Annotated in this window: 19 protein-coding genes and 2 pseudogenes; 9 read left to right on the plus strand and 12 right to left on the minus strand. The window is 57.7% G+C overall.

Going from position 1 to position 19,297, the window contains the following annotated elements; genetic code table 11:
* The 7 genes from SFLMC1_RS00880 to SFLMC1_RS00910 all read right to left on the minus strand — a co-directional run.
* Positions 1–486: hypothetical protein (locus SFLMC1_RS00880; protein ID WP_222838008.1), on the minus strand; the 486-nt coding region annotated here is incomplete at its 3' end.
* Between the two features lie 430 nt (positions 487–916).
* Positions 917–2,680, minus strand: a complete 1,764-nt coding sequence (locus SFLMC1_RS00885) for an ABC1 kinase family protein (RefSeq protein WP_152073650.1) — start codon at positions 2,678–2,680, stop codon at positions 917–919.
* Between the two features lie 8 nt (positions 2,681–2,688).
* A complete protein-coding gene (locus tag SFLMC1_RS00890) occupies positions 2,689–3,105 on the minus strand; it encodes a hypothetical protein (RefSeq protein WP_152073649.1) in 417 nt (138 codons plus the stop codon).
* 148 nt (positions 3,106–3,253) lie between these two features.
* On the minus strand, positions 3,254–4,777 hold the full coding sequence (locus tag SFLMC1_RS00895) for a C69 family dipeptidase (RefSeq protein ID WP_152073648.1): 1,524 nt from the start codon (positions 4,775–4,777) through the stop codon (positions 3,254–3,256).
* Between the two features lie 354 nt (positions 4,778–5,131).
* Complete coding sequence (locus SFLMC1_RS00900) at positions 5,132–5,986, minus strand: bifunctional 5,10-methylenetetrahydrofolate dehydrogenase/5,10-methenyltetrahydrofolate cyclohydrolase (protein WP_152073647.1); 855 nt, start codon at positions 5,984–5,986, stop codon at positions 5,132–5,134.
* Between the two features lie 2 nt (positions 5,987–5,988).
* Positions 5,989–6,621, minus strand: a complete 633-nt coding sequence (locus SFLMC1_RS00905) for a cyclodeaminase/cyclohydrolase family protein (RefSeq protein ID WP_187323797.1) — start codon at positions 6,619–6,621, stop codon at positions 5,989–5,991.
* 187 nt (positions 6,622–6,808) lie between these two features.
* Positions 6,809–7,648, minus strand: coding sequence for a zinc ribbon domain-containing protein (locus SFLMC1_RS00910; protein ID WP_152073645.1), 840 nt, complete (start codon positions 7,646–7,648; stop codon positions 6,809–6,811).
* A 238-nt stretch (positions 7,649–7,886) separates the two neighbouring features.
* Between SFLMC1_RS00910 and SFLMC1_RS00915 the strand changes: the two genes are divergently transcribed.
* The 3 genes from SFLMC1_RS00915 to SFLMC1_RS00925 all read left to right on the plus strand — a co-directional run bounded on the left by SFLMC1_RS00915 (position 7,887) and on the right by SFLMC1_RS00925 (position 11,265).
* Positions 7,887–8,297, plus strand: a complete 411-nt coding sequence (locus tag SFLMC1_RS00915; protein WP_154063881.1) for a hypothetical protein — start codon at positions 7,887–7,889, stop codon at positions 8,295–8,297.
* Positions 8,294–8,464, plus strand: coding sequence for a hypothetical protein (locus tag SFLMC1_RS00920; protein ID WP_156064533.1), 171 nt, complete (start codon positions 8,294–8,296; stop codon positions 8,462–8,464). Before SFLMC1_RS00915 ends, SFLMC1_RS00920 begins: the two co-directional genes overlap by 4 nt.
* 305 nt (positions 8,465–8,769) lie before the next feature.
* Positions 8,770–11,265: a phosphatidylinositol-specific phospholipase C gene (locus tag SFLMC1_RS00925; RefSeq protein ID WP_152073643.1), complete on the plus strand. Its 2,496-nt coding sequence runs from the start codon at positions 8,770–8,772 to the stop codon at positions 11,263–11,265.
* 94 nt (positions 11,266–11,359) lie between these two features.
* Here the strand turns inward: SFLMC1_RS00925 and SFLMC1_RS00930 are convergent, their stop codons facing one another.
* Positions 11,360–11,629, minus strand: coding sequence for a hypothetical protein (locus SFLMC1_RS00930; protein ID WP_022095134.1), 270 nt, complete (start codon positions 11,627–11,629; stop codon positions 11,360–11,362).
* Positions 11,630–11,833: 204 nt separating this feature from the next.
* Here SFLMC1_RS00930 and SFLMC1_RS00935 point away from each other — a divergent pair, with 204 nt between their 5' ends.
* The gene (locus tag SFLMC1_RS00935) at positions 11,834–12,847 is read left to right on the plus strand and encodes a YhcG family protein (protein ID WP_152073642.1); all 1,014 of its coding nucleotides are present in this window, start codon (positions 11,834–11,836) and stop codon (positions 12,845–12,847) included.
* Positions 12,848–12,890: 43 nt separating this feature from the next.
* Complete coding sequence (locus tag SFLMC1_RS00940; RefSeq protein WP_152073641.1) at positions 12,891–13,679, plus strand: ADP-ribosylglycohydrolase family protein; 789 nt, start codon at positions 12,891–12,893, stop codon at positions 13,677–13,679.
* Positions 13,680–13,844: 165 nt separating this feature from the next.
* On the opposite strand, the gene SFLMC1_RS00945 is transcribed toward SFLMC1_RS00940, so the two are convergent.
* The 3 genes from SFLMC1_RS00945 to SFLMC1_RS00955 all read right to left on the minus strand — a co-directional run bounded on the left by SFLMC1_RS00945 (position 13,845) and on the right by SFLMC1_RS00955 (position 15,472).
* The gene (locus SFLMC1_RS00945) at positions 13,845–14,366 is read right to left on the minus strand and encodes a hypothetical protein (protein WP_152073640.1); all 522 of its coding nucleotides are present in this window, start codon (positions 14,364–14,366) and stop codon (positions 13,845–13,847) included.
* A gap of 275 nt (positions 14,367–14,641) precedes the next feature.
* Positions 14,642–14,812, minus strand: coding sequence for a hypothetical protein (locus tag SFLMC1_RS00950; protein WP_156064542.1), 171 nt, complete (start codon positions 14,810–14,812; stop codon positions 14,642–14,644).
* A 300-nt stretch (positions 14,813–15,112) separates the two neighbouring features.
* Complete coding sequence (locus SFLMC1_RS00955) at positions 15,113–15,472, minus strand: hypothetical protein (RefSeq protein ID WP_152073638.1); 360 nt, start codon at positions 15,470–15,472, stop codon at positions 15,113–15,115.
* A gap of 125 nt (positions 15,473–15,597) precedes the next feature.
* Here SFLMC1_RS00955 and SFLMC1_RS00960 point away from each other — a divergent pair.
* From SFLMC1_RS00960 to SFLMC1_RS11200, 3 genes and pseudogenes are all read left to right on the plus strand, one after another.
* Positions 15,598–16,168: pseudogene (locus tag SFLMC1_RS00960) on the plus strand (recombinase family protein); the annotation flags it as partial.
* 71 nt (positions 16,169–16,239) lie between these two features.
* Positions 16,240–17,187 (plus strand): serine hydrolase, encoded by a 948-nt coding sequence (locus SFLMC1_RS00965; RefSeq protein ID WP_152073637.1) that lies wholly within the window; start codon positions 16,240–16,242, stop codon positions 17,185–17,187.
* 218 nt (positions 17,188–17,405) lie between these two features.
* Positions 17,406–17,513, plus strand: a pseudogene (locus tag SFLMC1_RS11200) (DUF3847 domain-containing protein); the annotation flags it as partial.
* Positions 17,514–17,647: 134 nt separating this feature from the next.
* On the opposite strand, the gene SFLMC1_RS11205 reads toward SFLMC1_RS11200, so the two are convergent.
* Positions 17,648–17,776: a hypothetical protein gene (locus SFLMC1_RS11205; RefSeq protein WP_261981417.1), complete on the minus strand. Its 129-nt coding sequence runs from the start codon at positions 17,774–17,776 to the stop codon at positions 17,648–17,650.
* 261 nt (positions 17,777–18,037) lie between these two features.
* Between SFLMC1_RS11205 and SFLMC1_RS00975 the strand changes: the two genes are divergently transcribed.
* On the plus strand, positions 18,038–19,219 hold the full coding sequence (locus SFLMC1_RS00975) for a cation diffusion facilitator family transporter (RefSeq protein WP_152073636.1): 1,182 nt from the start codon (positions 18,038–18,040) through the stop codon (positions 19,217–19,219).
* Positions 19,220–19,297 lie beyond the last annotated feature (78 nt).

Raw genomic sequence — 19,297 nt, forward strand, 5'->3', positions numbered from 1 at the left:
CTTGGCGTCGGTGCCGACGACGGAGCACGTCGCGGCAACATCCTGGCTTTCGGCCTTGGCAGGCTGAGCCTTGGCCTCTCCAGCAGCAGAGACAACGGCGGCGTCCTGCTTCGAGGCATCGGACGTCGATGCAGCCGTCGCCTCATTGCCGGCAGCGCTATCGCCCTCAGTCTTGCCGGTAGGGCCCGAAGCTGTCGCGGCGGCATCTTGGTCGGCAGTGCCCCCATTCGCCACCACGCCGCTCGCATTGGGGTCGGCAGCCGGGCTTGTCGCGGACTCACCAGAGCCGTTCTCGGCAGGCGGTGCCGCCTGCGCCACGGCCTCGGCAATGCCCTCGGCGCCGTCGGCCCAAAGTTGCGCCGGCGTGGCACCAAAAGCCATGGCAAAAGCCAGGAATGCCACCAGGCCGCGCTTGGCTACACCGCGTGCAATCGTGCCACGGCGATGCAACGAGGCGCGCTCGCGCTCGTCCTCAAACATATCCATTTGTCCCCCATTGTCTGTACTTGGAGCGTTACCTTGAGGCTGCCCCACGTCATCGCGCACATTGCGCTCGAGTACCCCCATCAGGGTCCCCCTTCCCTCCAGAGCCCACGCGTACCGGCGGCATGCGCCGCGACCGCATACAAGATGGGAGGCGATCCGACTTAACCTTAACGACCCGGGCGCGCCGTCCGATCTGCGACGCGACCATCCCGAGCCAAGAGGAATTACGGTTACTGGTACAGCCGGGGACTTGCACCCCGATTCTCCCAAACGCGCAGGAAAACCGCGCATTCGTGCGTCTCCGCACCACCATCTAGGCCATCGATTATTACCGTCAATATGGTAGCACGCAAAAGGGCCTCACACGCAGGCGAAGCCCAAGGTAAAAGCTATTGTTTGCGATAGGAGAATGCGGTGACGGTCGCAGCCTCTAGCGCTTGCCGCCGTGGCTGTTGCGCCAGATCTCGCGGCCCAGCATCAGCGCCAGCACCAGCGCACTCACGTAGCCCATAAAGCCAATGACAGGGATACCGAACACAACCGGCTCGATGCGCGCGTAGTACACCACCGACGAACCGATAAACAGGCCGGCGATCACAATTGCCATCGACATGCGGTCGATAATCCCGCCCAGCTGCCGCAACGCCTTATCGCTGCTCATGATCTGCGTGTTCACCTTAAGCTGGCCGCGCGTGAGCATGCGCGACGCCAAGCCCAGATACTCAGCCGCCTCGAGCGAGCCTTTTGCCGCGCGATAGCTGCTCGCGACAAGATCGCGCCCCATATCGCGTACGCGCGCATAGGTGCTTTTTTCGTTTTTGATATGCGTCTGTATGATCTGGATCATGTTGACGTTGGGCATGTACTCGGTCAGCAGGCCCTCGAGCGTCACCATGCCACGGGCGAACATCGTCACCACGCTCGGCAGCTCAACGTCGTTTTTGCGCGCCAGGTTTAGCAGCGAGGTCAAAAACTCGCCGATATCCAGGTCCTTAAGATCGAGGCCCGCAAAGTCGGCGACGATAAAGTCCAAGTCGGACAAAAAGGCCGAATGGTCGAGCTCGGCAGAATCGCCGCGCGTCACGGCAAAGCGCATAAGCGAATCCTTGAGCTTGGGCACGTCGCCCTCGGCCACGGCGAAAATCATGTCCTTGACGATACCGCGGTCGTGACTCGACATGCGCCCAACCATGCCCAGGTCGATAAAGTAAACGACGCCGTCCTTGAGAATGATGTTTCCTGCATGCGGGTCGGCATGGAAAAAGCCGTCATCGAGCACCTGCGTCGAATAGTCCTCGACAATCGCCGAGCCAATCTTTTCCAGGTCATAGCCCTCGGCCACCAGGCGCTCGGGATCGGCAATCGAGATGCCGTCGACGTAATCCATGACCACGACGTGCTCGGTGCACAGATCCAGATAGGACTTGGGGCACGTCACGCCATGGACGCTCTTATGGAACTCATAGAAATCGTTGAGGTTTTTGGCCTCGGCCAAAAAGTTGGTCTCCTCGCGAAACGAGGCCCACAACTCCTCGACGACGGCGTGTAAGTCAACAAACTGGTCGGTGTTGACGAACTTTGAGACGATGCGCACCACCGAGCGAATGATGTCGATGTCCTGCGCCATGACCTGCTGCGCGCCGGGGCGCTGCACCTTAACGGCCACGTCCTCGCCCGTCACCAGGCGGGCACGGTGAACTTGTGCAAGAGAAGCGCTACCGAGCGGGTTGGGGTCGATCGCGTCGAACATCTGCCCCAGGCGCTGGCCGTACTCCTCTTCCAGACAGCGGAGCACTACCTCATACGGCACCGGCTCTACGTCGGAGCGAAGGCGACGCAGCTCGTCGCAAAACCGCTGCGGCAAAATCTCGGAGCGGTTGGCCAGAATCTGCCCCATCTTGACGAACATGGGGCCGAGCTCTTCAAGCAGACGGCGCAGGCGCACCGGTGTGAGGTTATCCCATACGCGGTACTTTTTGATCAGGCGAACGATCTGCCCAATGCGCTCACGACGACCTGCCGGCGTGAGCTGGTATTCCTCGTCCGGCGCCATCGCGTCGGGCTCCTCGGGGACCATATCGACAGCGCGAGGCTTCTTGCGAGCGCCCGAGACGGTGGCATCGACCTCATCGACAACCGCCGTCTCGTCACCCAAGGGATCTAGATTGTTGTAATCGGTGGTGGAATCTGCCATCTGCGCTGCTACTCGGCCTCTTCGGCGTCCTCTGCGTCGTCGGGCTCAACGGACTCGACGGGCACCGAGGTCACGTTGTCCTCGACCGCATCGACGATGTCGCGCACATGGGCCAAAAAGGCCGTGCGCTGGGGGGCGGTCATAACGCGGACGCGGGCCAAGATGAGCTCGTCGAGTACGCGCTGCGCCGCGGTCTCGCCCTGCATGCCCAGGCGCTCGGTCAGGTCGGAGATGGTGCCACCCGCCTGCTCGAACATGTCGGACACGCTGCGGGCGATATCGGGGGTACCAGCATCCTTGCGAACCTGCTCGCCCTTGGTACCGAGGTCGTCAAGAACCTTCTTGCCGCCCTCGACGGCAACGGCAGCGGCGCCGAAGCCCACGTTGATGGCACCGTTAACAAGCTGATCGAATTTCATAACCATGGTTGGCTCCAATCGTGAACAACTGCATTAGCCTTCTTGTACCCAAGATTGAGCGAACGACACAAAATCGTTTTACCGCCAAGATAGGAATCGAGCGGGGCAAAGCCTTCGATGGCGCTTGCCCCGCTCGCTCGTTGCAAGGTCGTCTTTACCTCACATTATCGTTCATCGCGAAGGAATTCTTCATGGCACAGCTCGTGGTGTAGAGCACCTTGCCCAACAGAGCATCGGTCTCAACGCGTACGAGCTCGGCAAAGACCTCGTTGGCGCGGGCGAGCTCGGCGGGCACCTCGGCCTCGGGCAGCGCAGCTACGACAGCGTCAACGTCGTGAATCTGCTTGTGGCCCATGCCGCCGACTTTCTCCTGATAATCCTCGACGGCGCGACCGCACTCATGGAAACGAACATCGGCCAAGGCACCGATCAGGCGATTTGCCCAATAGAAATTCTCGGACGTCACGCGGGCCTGCGTGTCGGCATAGTACTCGGGCATGGTCTCGACATTGGCGTACAGCGGCACGAGCGCGTTAAACGAGTTGGAGCCAAACGCCATCCACTGCACGGCGCGATACGCCGGCTGCGCATAGGGGCGCAGCTGCAGCACGGCAAGCTGGCTGTTGCGGTTGATGCCGATGGGACGATAGGCGCCGCGCGTGGCGGGCGTGCCCTTGCTGCCGTAGCAATCGTACTCCGTGCCCTGGTAGTGGCTCGAAAGCACGTACTTGATGTCCTCGATGGTCACCTTGCGCTCGGGCACGCGGCTCCAGGGGATGTCGTCACTCTCGGGCGTGTAATCGGCGTCGGGACCGTCCCACACATCGCTGGGGTTGAGGCAGCGCTGCATATACCAGGCGCGCGGCGTGTTGTAGACGTGGTCGCTGTCGCTGTGCGAGCCAAAGGCCTCGCGCGGGTTGAAGACCGTCGCCGGACCGTCGCCCTCGACGCCCAGCGTCAGGTCCAGATGCCACTTGTCCATCCAGGAGCGCAGGTCAGCAGAGCACATGTGATCGGCCTGGGTGCCCTCGGCATCGTCCAGGTCAAAGCTGTCGATACCCAGCTGGTTAGGCATGGTCACATAGGCGTCATCGGGCACGCGCTTGGCGATCCAGTGGTGCCCGCCGATGGTCTCGAGCCACCAGATCTCATCAACGTCACTAAAGGCAATGCCGTTGTTCTCATAGGTGCCGTAGCGCTCGAGCAGCTCGCCCAGAATGCGCACGCCGTCGCGGGCAGACTTAGCGTACGGCAGCACCAGGGTCACCATGTCCTCCTCACCCAGACCGCCGGGCTGCGCCGGAACATAGCCGTCCTCGCCCTCGTTGCCCTTGGCGGGCACGTAGTCGACAAGCGGATCGGCGCCGCGGACGCGCTCGTTGGTGGTGAGCGTCTCGGTTGCGGACATGCCCACATTGAGCTCGTTGAAGCCGGCCTCGGCCCAAATGCCATGACCCGGGACAACGTCGGGGACGCTTGTGTAACGCATGGGATTGTCGGGCAGCTCAACGGTCAGGTGGCTCAGGACACTCGTGTAGACACGCGGCTGCTCGTCGGGATGCACCACGCGCATACGCTTGGGCTCAAACACCCCGTTGGACGAGTCCTCGTTGCGGGCGACAAGCGTCGACCCGTCGTAGCTCGCATTCTTACCAACCAAAATCGTTGTGCACGGCATGCGCATCCTCCTTGAGCGAAGAAATCAAACGGCAACAGTGTATCGCTTCGGCGCAAAAAGAGCGAAACCGCCGCCCCGGTAACCCCTGTGGCCAAAAAATGCCAACTTTGAGTACTGTCACCAATTTAGTAGCAGCAAATTACCTTGTAATGAGTGCTGAAAATCCCCATTTGTCCAAAAGCAAGACAACGTTATTCCCCACAGGTTCAATAAAATGGACTCCCTAACGAGAATGAATATCGTTAGGGAGTTTAAAAGACGTAAAACATATGTGACTATCTTGGCAACAGTACTCAAATTTGGCGTTTTTTGGCCACGTGGTATATGGCTAACCCCTCAAACAGCCCAAAACGCCTATTTCGATACACGCTCCGCCGCCTCGATCACGTGCTTGGCGAGAATCGCCGTCGTTACAGCGCCCACGCCACCCGGCACGGGAGTAATTGCGCCAACGATCGGCTCTGCAGCATCAAAATCGACGTCGCCGACCAGCTTGCCGGCGGCCTCGTCCCAGTTGATGCCCACATCGATGATCGTCTGGCCCTTGCGAACCGCATCCGCGCCAATCGTGCGCGCACGTCCAACCGCGGCAACAACAATGTCGGCAGAACGGCACTCGGCAGCCAAGTCGCGCGTATGCGTATGGCACGTCGTCACCGTGGCATTGCGGGCCGTAAGCATGGCGGCAACGGGACGGCCAATCACCAGCGATCGACCGACGACCGCGACCTTGGCCCCATCCAGCTCAACGCCGTAATGGTCCAGCAACGCCAGCACGGCCTCGGCCGTGCAAGGAGCAAAGCCCTCGCCTCGCCCCGAAAGCGTGGTAAGCAGCGAGGCCGGCGTCATGGAGTCAACATCCTTGGCGGGATCGAGTGCCGCGGCAACTGCATCCTCGTCAAGCCCAGCGGGCAGCGGGCGAAACATCAGGCAGCCGTGAACGGCCGAGTCGGCATTGATGTCCTTAATAGCCGCCAGCAGCTCATCCTGCGAAACATCAGCAGGAAGCAAAATGCGACGAGCCTCAATGCCAACCTTATCGCAGCGCTTGAGGGCACCGCGCTCGTAGGATAGGTCGTCCTCGCGCTCGCCCACGCGAACGATGGCCAGCGTCGGCACAACGCCGCGCTCGCGCAGAACAGCACAACGAGCGGCAAGCTCCTCAGTCAACGCGCGGGCGACGGGAGCGCCCTTCAACAGCTCAGCCATGACTATCCCCTCTTCCTTGCGGCATCGGCGGCACGGCGCGCCAGCGCATCGGCACGCGGCAGCCACGTATCCAGCAGCTCATCGCACGCCGCCTCGAGCTCCTCGGCGCGTGCCCGGTCTTTCATAGACGTGGTGTTCGCAAAGAGTGTCAAGCTCGCACCCTGCATGGCCGCGCGGCAAAACACGGCACCGCACGCCACATCGGACAGCAGCTGGCGCGAGCCCTTATCGGCCATGTCCTCGAGCAGCGCCAGCGCGCGCCCGCAGGCATCCATGATCCGATACGGTGGCATGGCCGCCACGTGCAACGCATCTTGAATCGTCGCGGGTCGAGCCGGATCATCGCGCGGAATACCGTATGCCGCCGACACCTGGCCGTACGCACGAACGTCCTCGGCGACCAGACCCACAAGTTCCTGCGCCAGCTCGTCTGCCTGGGCAAATGCGCGCGTCAGATCGTCCGCGCGATCGGAAAGCGCGGGATTGGTCACCCCATAGCGAGCAACCATCCCGCACAGCGAAGCGCCCAGCGCGCCTACAAAGGCGCTCGCGCTACCGCCGCCGGGAACCGGCTCACGCGCGGCAAGCGCCTCGGCAAACCCTCGGCAGGTTTTATCCATCATCTCTTGGCTCATCGAAACACCTCTGCCCACCGCGCCGGCCACCATGGGCCGCACGCATAATAAAAAAATGGGACAACGACGCCAGGAAGCGGTTGTCCCATTCATCGGTTTTATTGAAACCCAGTCTAACCCATAAGACAAAGGCTGTCAGGAGCTCTGGCTATCGGTGTTTCCGATTGCCGGCTATAGGCACGGGCTCCTAGTCCACCTGAAACGTCGGCAGCAGCGTGTCGATAATCTTCGACCCCATATCGCGGTTTGCAGTCGAGTACTCCAAATGCGCCGTGGCAATCGTCGAATCCGTGACGATCGTTTTTTCGTAAATGATCGTATCGTCCTCGCGCCACGAGACCACGTACCAGTTGTCGCCCTCTGCGGTATAGAGGTCGGCCTTGCCCGAGGTGTCCGCGTCGACGAACATCTCGTGTGCGGTTTCTTCGTTAATGTTGACATAGCCAAACAGGTTGATTACAAAGCCCGTCTCCGGATCCTTATACCTGGCGCCGCTGCCGCTGGAAGTATCTTCCATCTCAAAGCGATTGGGAATCGACATGCTATAAGGGTGAAGGTCGTTTGTGTACGTCTGCACGTCGGTTAGGAAATCGTCCGAATCGCCCGAGCCGTAGTATGCCGATTCGTCCTCGGAAACGGCCTCGTCATCCGACGACGAAGACTCCTTGGCCTTGGACTTGTCTCTCTTCTTCTTGGCAGAAGAATCTTTCTCGTCCGAAGACCCGGTATCGATCACCGAGATTTGCGTGTCGGAGCTCTTGGACCCGTTAAGCATCGCGAGCGCAAACACCGTGCCTCCCCCAAGGAGTACCACGGCGGCACACGCCACCGCGATGACAATCGGAACTTTGCTCTTGGGCTTTTGAGGCGCAGGCGCGACCGGCGGCATCGATTGGGTTAGGCCCGGGGCAGAGGAAGGACCAGCGCCCGTAGGCGTCGGCACGGAACCGCCAGCCAGCGACGCCCCGCAATGCGTGCAAAACGTCGATCCATCGGGAACTTGCTGTCCGCATTTTTGACAGAACATCGTTCGACCTTTCGTTGTTTAGCTTTTGTCACAGCCAAGTTTAAAACCCTAAGCCGGTATCGCTGTTGCGCAACATTGGGAGAATCAACCAATCCGCACGCTTGCCCAGCGCCAGGCCCACCTTGCGGCAAGCCCGTACACGCAAACATGGGACACATGGCCCACCCTAGCGAGCCGTCCGCGCGCACAGTAAAGGCAGGTAATCCATGGGCGGTTGCAGATAGCGGAGGACACGACCATGAAAAAGAAGGCCTTTGCGATCCTCACCCTCTGCATCAGTCTCTTTGCCGCGGTTGCCCTGGTGGGCTGCGGTGGCAGTGGCGGCGCTACCGGCAGTGGCGGTGGCGCCACGGAAAAGCCAGCCGTGGATATGAGGACCGGCTTCATTTGGTTTAAGGCCGAGGTGCCCGAGGGCGTCGAAATCACGGACGTCGCAGGCGATACCGCCGACAGGGCCCAACTTAAGTTCACCGAGAGCGAGCACGCCAGCGATCGCCTCATCCTGTCTTCGACTCTGACAAGAACGCCGACGAGCCGTTCGACTACGAGGCCAAATGGAAGGCCAACTTTGAGTGGACCGAGAATGACCCCGTCAAGTACAACGGCAAGACTTGGCGCAACGCCTCCTATACACACTCGGGCGGCGTGACGACTGAGTACTTCACCGAAGCAGGCGGCGGCAGCGTGTACGTGCGCATCGACAACGTCGAGGAGCACAAGGACGCCGTCGAGACCATGATGAAGTCTCTGGAATTTGCCGAAGACATCGCCGAAGCCATGGACGTCAAGCTCGACGATATCGAGATCAAGCGCTAAGCGACTGGCGAGCGCAGCGGGAAACACGGGCGCAGTGCAAACAAGCGACGGTACCCCAGCGCTTCGCACTAAGGGAGGGCCGGTAAACCGACCCTCCCTTTCTTATGCCGGCAGCCGACGAACGCGAAGATGCCGGACTCCGAAACCATCCCAGACACGGTAGCGGCACAAATAGACAAGCGCCCCAACGCGTCCGCCCGCCGATTTATGGCGCCGCGCAGACATCTTAAGCCAACGCCTTTTATCATTCGGGCAGTATAGTTACCAAAACGAGAGCATGACCGCACCCTGCGAACGGAGGAGTTATGACCGAACATCATGCCATCAGTCGCCGAGCGTTTACGCTGGGCCTTGGACTTGCAGCGTTGTCGCCACTGGCAAGCCTGCCCGAAACCGCCACGCTGGGCATTGGCCCGCGGGCAGCCTTTGCGGACGGCACGGCCGGGCCAGCAGTCAGCCTCGACAATTTCGTCATTCGCCTTCGCCCCGCGGGCTATTTTCGCACCGCGAGCGTCAACCAAGACGGCAACGTTCGCGGCAACGTCTGCCACCTGTTTAACGACGGCACGTCCAGCAAGCTCATCCTTGAGAACGTAACGACCAAGAATGACGATACAAACTGGTATGCTATCCGCACCTTGCTCAATTTCGAAGAGCATAAAAAGACGGGCTACAGCATTTGGTCGGTCGACGACGACTCGGACAAAGATGGAAAGGTCATCCACGTATGGGGCGGCGAGTATGACAACAAGCCCAGCCGCGCTTTTGCGTTCGAGCGCCAATCAAACGGAACCTATATCATCCGAGACCGCACGGTCGAGAAAGAAACCGAGAAAAAAGACATTAAGTACCTGGCAATAGAATCGAACGGCGAAGACCAGGACAACAATAAGATCTGCCATAAGAGTAAGAGCATTCCGTGGGAGCTCGAACTTATCGGTTACGACATGAAAAAGAACGATGCCACGGTTAGCAGCCTCGACTGGATCACGTACAGCAGCTACGTCGATGGGCCATGTTGGATGAAATACGTCAACGACAACAAGTTCCTCGACGAGCTGAGCATCCCGGGTACGCACGATTCGGGCACCTGCAGCGTGGACAACGACACTGAGCCCCAATCCTCGCAAGTAAAATGCCAGCAGGATTACATTCCCACGCAGTTGCTCGAGGGAATCCGCTATTTTGATATCCGACTCGGAAAGGGCAACGACCCCGGTATCTGCCACGGGGATTTCTACCTATTCAAAAAAGACGGGAACTATCTGCATCTCTCCGATGTCATCGGGTACTTTAAAACGTTTTTGAGCGAAAACCCGAGAGAAGCGCTTATCATGCTCGCATCGCGCGGCAACGACGAGGCTACCGATGACAGTGTTACGACGGCTTTCGCCAAGGTTATGGACGATAATCCCGATCTGTTCTACACGTCGAGCCATGCCCCCACGCTGGGCGAGGTTCGCGGAAAGATCGTTCTGCTGCGTCGATTTAGGCTCGCCGGCAACAGTGAAAGCGGCCATACGTGGGGCCTCGACCTTACCGAATGGGATGACAAGATCAAGGCTCACTCCGACAGCACCGCTATGTGTCTCGTCCAGGACGCGCGGGGCTTTGAAGCCGCGGGGGAAACAGGCGACAAAGAGCCCTATTGCACCAAGGTATACGCCCAGGACAAGTACAAACTCACGGGAACCGACAAGCTCAGCTGGGTCGATAATGCGCTGAAGGAAACGACCGGGCGCACGCGCAACAAGGTGGACGTCGTGAACGATGACGGGGCCAAGGTGCAAGTCCAGGAGCGTTGCTGGTCTATCAACTACACCAGCTGCACGGGCTTGTCGCACGGAGGCAATCCTTTTACCTCGGCACGAGTGGTCAACGAGCATCTGTATAAGAGCCCGTATATCAATCCCAGCGGCAACGAGGACACAAAGTCAGATTACCTCAAGCACATTGGCATCATCGCATCCGACTTTGTTGATGCGGCGCTGGCCCGGAGCATCTATCAGCGCAATTACGATACGGAGCACAAGCAGACGGCTTCGTGCTATCTCCCGTACTATCTCCCGGCCCGCATGCGCATGACGTACGGCGACTCGCTGAGCGATGCCTCATTCCAGGATGGCAAGACCGTTGGCGAGGGTCATTTCCGCCTTGCCGACAGCAGCAACGCGCTCAACGCGACAGCTTCGGGCCATGCGTTTGCCATTGAATACGTGGATGTCGACGCCCTGGGCAACGAGACCGTTACGGGGCTGCAGGGCTCTGTGCCCATCGATATCGATCCACGCGCGCTGACGCCCCATTTTGAGGGACTCGAAGGCCTTAAGGCCGGCGAAGACGTGCGCGCCAAGATTGCGGCATCACTCGAGGGCAAGCTCGAAACCGATGCCTGCACGGCCCAGCTCGAGTTTGTGCACGACGCGAACGGCGCTCCGGGCACAGCAATGGCCGAGGGCGAAACATTTGCTGCAGGAACGTACTGGGTGCGCGTGAACGGTCTCTTGGGCGACGCGGCGCAGAACTACAAGCTCGCCAGCGACGGAGCCGCAAGCTTTACCGTAGCGGCCTCGGACAGTGCAGGCGGCGCCGGCACCGGCAGCGGCACGGGTTCCAACGCAGGCAGCGCCGACAAGAACGGCAAGGGTAACAAGGGCAAGGGCTCGGGCGGAAAGCTCGCCGACACGGGCGACGGCTCTGGCATCGCCGCCGGGCTCGCCGCTGCCGCCGTAGCGACAACGGTCGCCGGCGCGGCGATGCTTGCCAGTGACGGTGAAAACAACGAGGACGTTGTCGAATAGGCAAGTCGGCCTTTTGGACATATCGACTCAATCGGGGGCGCAGGGTACCGTTCTGCGCCCCCGATTTTTACCGTGGCCCGAACGCCGCCATAGGCTACATCACCATGTTCAGCGCGTTAACAAACTCCTGGGCCTTCGCACGGCTGCTCAGGCTAAAGACACAAGCAGTCAACAGCCTGTTACGTAGGAAAACGTCGCGGCCCTTGATCCTGTTGACCCCCGTGATGTCCTTAAGATAGACAATCTCGGTGTGCTTGCCGCCGAACGTGCCCTTCTTGAGCACCTCAATACGGTTGGGGTAGATCTTAACGTCTTTAAACCTACCCGAACCTTTGTCCTGGAACAGCAAAGTGTTGTTATCCATGCGTGTCACTCCCGCGGGGTTCGCTAAAACTGCCTCTATGGCCACATTTTAGTCACCGCAAGGCTCCCATGCGAAGGTGCCAGACAGCACAGCAATTCGTGTCCGCGCGAGGCTTTAAACTAAATGCGATAAAGATGCATTCCACAAGAGGAAAGTGGGGCGACTTTGATGGGTGAACTGGTAAACCGTGGAGAATCGGCAATCGTGCCAGTAGTTTTTTACAAGCAGGTTTCCTCGATTCTCAACGCCGCTCGCGACAAGGCCTATACCGCAGTTAACTTTGCGATGGTTGAGGCGTATTGGGAGATCGGCAAGAGCATTGTTGACGAACAGGGCGGAGAGGAGCGCGCAGCATATGGAGAGGCATTGATTGCAGGCCTCTCCAGAAGGCTTACCGCGGATTTCGGAAGAGGCTTTGGCATCGCAAACCTTCGCAATATGCGTCAGTTCTTTCTTGCGTTTCCAATTCGCGACGCACTGCGTAGCGAATTGAGCTGGACTCATTACCGCAGGTTGATGCGCATTCCCGACCCTGATGCTCGAACATGGTACATGAACGAATGCGCCGATTCTCGTTGGAGCACGCGTCAGCTCGAGCGCCAGATCAACACCATGTTCCGCAAGCGCCTGCTTGCCAGCAAGGACAAGGAGGCCGTCACCCAGGAAATCCAAAAGAGCGCCCCGGCTCATCGCCCCGAGGATATCATCCGCGACCCATATGTACTGGAGTTTTTAGGCTTCTCGGACGATACTGCGTTTCGCGAGAGCGATCTAGAGCAGGCGCTCATCACGCATCTTCAGAAGTTCCTGCTGGAGCTTTGCCGTGGTTTCGCTTTCGAGGCGCGCCAAAAGCGCATCACCTTTGATGGGCGCCATTTCTATATTGACCTTGTGTTTTACAACTATCTGATGCGCTGCTTCGTGCTCATCGACCTTAAGACCGATGACCTTACGCATCAGGACCTGGGCCAGATGCAAATGTATGTGAACTACTACGCGCGCGAGCTCATGAACGAAGGCGACAATCCGCCTATAGGCATCGTGCTCTGCGCAGACAAAAGCGACTCGATTGTCGAGTACACGCTGCCCGAAGACAACGACCAAGTGTTTGCCGCCAAATACTTGCCGTATCTTCCAAGCAAGGAAGAGCTGGCGCGCGAGCTGAGTGCCGAGTACCGCGCCATCAACGAAGCGACTAATGGCGAAGCGCAAGGGTAGCAGCACGTTGCGACCGATACCCCCGACATAAGAGGAGCGCTCCATGACAGACAGACCGAAAACGACACTGAGCGACTGCATCTATGGACTTGCCGTCGGCGACGCGCTGGGCGTTCCCTACGAGTTCAAGCCCCGTGGCACGTTCGAATGCACCGACATGATCGGCTACGGCACACACGAGCAGCCCGCCGGCACCTGGAGCGACGACACATCTATGACGCTCGCCACCTGCGACTCCATCAGAGAGCTCGGCCGCATTGACACCGAGGACATGCGCGACAAATTCGTGAGCTGGATTGCCCGTGGCGAGTATACGATCGACGGCGTTTTCGATTATGGCGGCACCACCGCCCGCGCCCTGCACACCGGCAAAGGAGGCTCCGGCGAGCGCGACAACGGCAACGGATCGCTCATGCGCATCGCGCCCCTGGCGTTCACCGATGCGACAGACGAAGAGATCGGTGAGGTCTCCGCGATTACGCACGCCCACAGAACGTCGACCGACGCATGCATCATATTTGTCGAGCTGATGAGGAATGTGATGAACGGCGCGCTCCCCTCGTGGGCACTCCATCTGAAAGGCATGCCTGAGCAGGAGATCAGGTCAGGTGGCTTCGTGCGCGACACGCTTAAAGCCGCTACCTGGTGCTTGGTGAACACCGACAGCTACGAAGCCTGCGTCCTTGCCGCCGTCAACCTGGGCGACGACACCGACACCACCGCAGCCGTCGCCGGCGCCCTCGCCGGCACGGCATACGGTCTCAAAGCCATCCCGCAGGAGTGGGTCGATACCCTGCGCAGAAAAGAGCTGATTGAGCAGTGTTTGTTTTAGGGCGCACTTACGATAGAAACTGACCGGGAGGCACCATGGAAAGAGAGATCGCAAATATGGACGAACCCTTCCCTGTCAGTCTCTTGCCACCCACGATACTCGGTGACACGAACCATGCGCCGCATGGTCTTATTGGTCGGATGCCATGCAGGAACCGCGCGCACCTCACGCGAGGATGTAGTTCGCGCGGCGAGGGTCGCCCGGCGGTGGGAAACGCGGGTCGCACTGGTCCGGCCATGTCACCGCGCCCGCGTACGGTGCCGGAACCTCACGGCGCAGCTGGTCATAGTAAGCCTTGTACGCACGGAACAGCTCCAGCTCCTCGACGGCGGAGACAGCACCGACCGTATGACGGAAATCAAGGTCACGGCTCTCCCGCATCCAGTACAGGATGTTCACCCACACGTGCAGATACCCGCCCCACACGATATAGCCCGGTTTCATGCGGAACGAATTCATCAGACTCACCATCGTCTCGGAAGGGCGCCCATTGTACGGCGGCATGAACGCCGGGTCGTCAGTATGGCCCAACGAGCACGTCGAAAACGCCGTGAAAACCTTGTCAGTGGTCAGCGGGAACGGGGCACGCAGCACATGCAACATGGCATCACGCTTATTGGGGAGCTTGCGCACGGGACGGTAGTACGTCATATATCGGGAGGAGCTGTCGTTATTGATGGAGCTCATGTCCTCAAGAATAATCCATCCATCACGCCAGCAAAAGGAGACGGGCCAATAACTTGCCGCCCACGGGATTCTCGGCTCAAGTAGCGTACCGCCAAGATCACGCCGCGTAGAAGCATCCAGACCCGATACCGCAGTCCAGAACAAAGCCAACGGAAGATCGAACTCCGCGCGGGGATGCGTACCGGGACCCTTACGAACCGTCCCCGGAATTATGCTGAACCTGCTGTCTGACCAACCACGATTCGCCCAATGCAAAGGATTGGACGCGGGATCGTTCATCCGACGAGCCTCACGCAAACCTTCGAACACCGCGAAATACCTCCAGCCATCGCGTCACCGATCTTCGTTAATCGCTCGTTAAGTTCATCCATCTCGCGAAGCTCCGCCCCCAACTCGCTGTTGTCGTCATGTCGGGCTTCTTCCACGGCCTGCTTCAGCTTCCTCATGGTCTTCACCATTCCAGCGCGAACCTCACGAGCCTCAGGCGATTTGTCTATCCCTGAGATGGTATCATTTTCGGTGGTTTGGCGCATGTCGATCCGCTGCTGCAGAATCTGCCAAGCCTTGCCGGATTCACCTTTGCGACGGCGATGCTCCAATTGTGATGAAATGCGGGCGTCCTCTTTATCCGTCTCGCGGCCGCACGACCCGTCTGGCCGTTTACGGCAATACGCACCTGCTCGCCATCGCGGCTGTCCGTCGCCGAACGATCGACAAAGTAGGCCGGCGCCATCACCAGGCCGTCCTTATGCTTGTGGGCCTTGTGCGCCCAGGCGCGGATGCTCTTTTTTGAGCCCCAGCACCGCCTCGGCATCGTTGCCGGCAATATCGAGTGCCAACTTATCAATGACCACCTGGTCCTTGGTAGACGCATCGACGGAAACGACGCGGAAGTCGCCTTCCTGCATAGCAGGATCGAACGGCCCCACCTTGCCAAAGTCCCACGGCTCCAAAATGCCCATAAGGCGAACATCCAGGTAGTTGGCCCTGGAATAAGCCCAGTCGAGCACCTCGTAGTACACCAGGGTCTCCTTGCTCAGCCCTTTGCCCGGGAAGGACGCCATCATGCGCAGGCCCGCGAGCGCCATGGGTAAATAGAAGAGCATCAGGTCATTTTGAATCGCGTCTTCCACGTCGTGCCCGGCAAAAGCGTCGGGATACTGACGCACCAGCTGGAGTGCATAATCTTAACTGTAAGCAACACCTTTATAGACGCAGGAGGGATATGCACATGAGCAATTATAATAAAATCACAGCCCTATATTCCCGCCTTTCCGTAGGCGACGAGGACAGGAACGGCGGCGAGAGTAACAGCATACAGAACCAAAAAAATCTTTTTGGAGAACTACGCCAAAGGGCAACACCTAACCAATATCCGGCACTACATTGACGACGACGAAAGCGGCAGATTTTTTGACCGTTCTGCTTATTCCCGCATGATTGAAGATGTGGAAAGCGGCAAAATCGGTGTCTGCATTATGAAAGACCTTACCCGCTGGGGGCGCGACTATCTCCAAGTCGGCAACGCTATGGAGATTTTCAGACGAAACAATGTGCGCTTTATCGCAGTCAACAACGGCATAGACAGCGAAAACCCCGACACATTGGAGTTTGCCCCCTTTATCAATATCATGTCGGAGTGGTACGCAAAGGACATCAGTAAGAAAGTGAAAACGGGCATTAAGACCAAAGGCATGAGTGGAAAGCCGATTGCCACCGAAGCCCCTTACGGCTATGTCAAAGACCCGGACAACAAGGATTTTTGGATAATCAACGAGGAAGCTGCCGAGGTTGTACGCCTTAGTTCACATTATTATGATATACATTTCTCAAAGCAACCAAATGACAAGCAAGAGTTTGTGGGTGAGAAAATATGAAAAAACGCAGAAGCAGAAAATATAAAAAGATAATAATAATTTTTGTAACAATGCTGTTCGTATCACTTGTTGCGGCAGTTGGACTATATAAAACAGGTATCTATCGTTTTGACTTTTTGAAAGATGTCTTAAAAAAAGTTGATTTTCAAATGAATACAAATGAACTTAATATTCCGCAGGACGCGCTTTCGTTTTCTGTTTATGATATTGAGCAAGAAGAATATTTATTATACGAGGGCGATAGCCAGTTGCCCACTGTCGCAAGTTTGGCAAAACTATTTGCCATTGATTATGCTTTGGGAAAAGTAGATTTGGAAGATATTGTTGAAGTAAATCAAGAAGTATTGGAACTTGTACCGGCGGGTTCATCTTTAGCAAATCTGTATGCTGGGGAATACACAGTTAAACAAATCGTGGAGGCTATGCTTGTTCCTTCGGGAAATGACGCAGCATATGCCTTGGCATATCATATCGCTAAAAACGAATTAGGCGAAGGTTATACAGCAACGGAATATATAGATTATTTCATGACAGAACTTAATGAGTATTTAATCAAAGCAGGCTATTCCAAAACAAACTTATATAATGACCCAAGTGGCGCGTCTATGCAAGCTAACTCTCATTTAGAGGACATTAACCGCGTAGCGTTGAAGCTCCTTAACTACGATTTTGTTAAAGAATGTATTGGAAAAAGCGAATTTTCAATTCAAACTCCGCAAGGCGAATTTACATGGAAAAATACAAATGAGTTTTTGGATGAAAATTCACCGTACTATAATGAAAATGTTAAAGGAATGAAAACAGGAACAATGGCATCTTCCTATAGCCTTGTTGTTCTGTATAAAAAAGATGGAAAAGCATATTTGATTACCTGTTTAGCAGCACCCTCAAATGAGGGGAGATATAAAGCGGTACAGTCTGCTATCAACACGATTATTAAATAATGATGATGAAATATCCCGTTTAAGTGAAGTGTCAAAACAATAAGGGTAAGATAAAACAGCACACAATAAAACTTAATACCCACCCACAAGGGCAGCCGAGAAAATCGACTGTCCTTTTTCTATGCCTATGAGCAGAAAGGAGCGACCAACCATGACAAAACCAAGAGAGAAAAACCCGCGAGGAACTACAAGCCGAGATTGAGGACGGAAAGAAGAAAATCCGGCAGTTTGAGAACCGGGAAAAGATGTTGCGTCAGAAGCTTTCCAAAGAGGAACGCAGAACGCGCAGCCACCGCCTTATTGTCCGGGGCGCGGTCTTTGAAAGCATTGTGCCTTGCGGCAATAACTCTAAAAAGCACTTGACAAAACGCTTCATGCAGCGCGTTGACATGCGCCTGCTGCGGCGTTATCTCACAGGAAACACCCTGCTCGGGCACGTACTCCACACCGACGCCCATGGTCAGGAGCTCCTAAACGTCCCTGGCTTGAGCAGGTCGGCAACGCCGATCTTATTACCGCAGAACGGGCACTCAAACACGCGCTGGGTCGACTCGCCCTCAAGGCATTTAATGGCAAACATCTCGTCCATAGAAACGTCCTCCTTTGCACAGGGACTGTCAACATTAAGTATGTCGAGCAAACCGGCACACACCCATACCCATGTGGCCCAAAATGGAGCACTCGGTCGGACGGAAAGGCACAGTGAACTCGAAGGCGTACGGGCAGTCGCCCCCCTCCGCCTCGCGCCCGTTAGCGCCGGCAGACCATTACTGCATTTTCTGAGCACCGGCGCGCGTTGCGTCTGTGCGAGCTACACTATCCCCTTAATAAGAATGCGAGGAGACACACCATGCTATTTGTAAATCGGCTGGTACATACGCTTGTTCCCGGCAGCGAGGGCGAGCCGGTCGATACCTCCTGCCGCACCAACGCCGGCTTTGCCGCTGGCCTCATCTGCATCGGGCTCAACATCACCCTGTGTCTGGCCAAGGGCATAGCTGGTCTGCTCGCGGGCTCCGTCTCGCTTATCGCCGATGCCTTCAACAATCTTTCCGACGCCTCGAGCAACATCGTGAGCCTGCTCGGATTCCGCCTTGCCAGCCGCCCGGCCGACGAGGGGCACCCCTATGGCCACGGCCGCTACGAGTACCTCGCCGGCTTGTTTGTCGCCGTCCTCGTTTGCGCCGTCGGCATCAACCTGATCCTGGAGTCGGTCACCAAGATCATCAAGCCCTCCCCCACCGCCTACACGCTTGTTTCCCTTGCGGCACTGGCTACGTCCATGCTCGTTAAGCTCTGGATGGCTGCGTTCAACCGCACGCTGGGCGACCGCATCGACTCGGAGACGCTCATCGCTACGGCGCAGGACTCCAAGAATGACGTCATCACCTCGGGCTCGGTCTTAGCGGCGGCGCTTATTTCGCAAACGACAGGCTTTGACCTCGACGGCTGGGCGGGCCTGGGCGTGGGCATCTTCATTTGCATCAGCGGCATGGGCCTGGTGCGCGATGCCATCAGTCCGCTGTTGGGACAAGCGCCCGACCCCAAGCTCGTCCAGGAAATCCGCGACAGGATTATGTCGTACCCCCAGGTCTTGGGCACACACGACCTCATGGTGCATGACTACGGCCCCGGTCGGCAATTTGCCAGTGCGCACGTGGAAATGCCCGGCGAGGGCGATGCCTTTGAGCACCACGAGATTCTGGACACCATCGAACACGAAATCAAGCATCAGATGGGCATCGACATCACGCTACACTGCGACCCCATCGCCACCACCGGCGACGACCTGCGCGGCTGGGTCAAGCGCGGCGTCATGCAGATCGATCCCGCGCTCTCCATCCACGACCTGCACGAGCACGACGGGTTCGTTTCGTTTGACCTGGTGCGTCCCGACGGCTTTGACATATCCGACGAGGAGCTGCTGGAGCTCGTCACGCGCATCGTACACGAACGCCGGCCCGATGTCTCGTGCGTCGTCACATTTGACTCGGGCTTCAGCTCGCCCGACCGTCCGGCCGAGCAGCTGTAATCGACAGCAAAACGGGACGCAGGACCGCCGACCAATGCGCATATGCGCCCGGTCACGCAATCCTGCGCCCCATTTTTG

It is taken from the genome of Collinsella aerofaciens (genome assembly GCF_901212495.1).
Taxonomy (GTDB): domain Bacteria; phylum Actinomycetota; class Coriobacteriia; order Coriobacteriales; family Coriobacteriaceae; genus Collinsella; species Collinsella aerofaciens_H.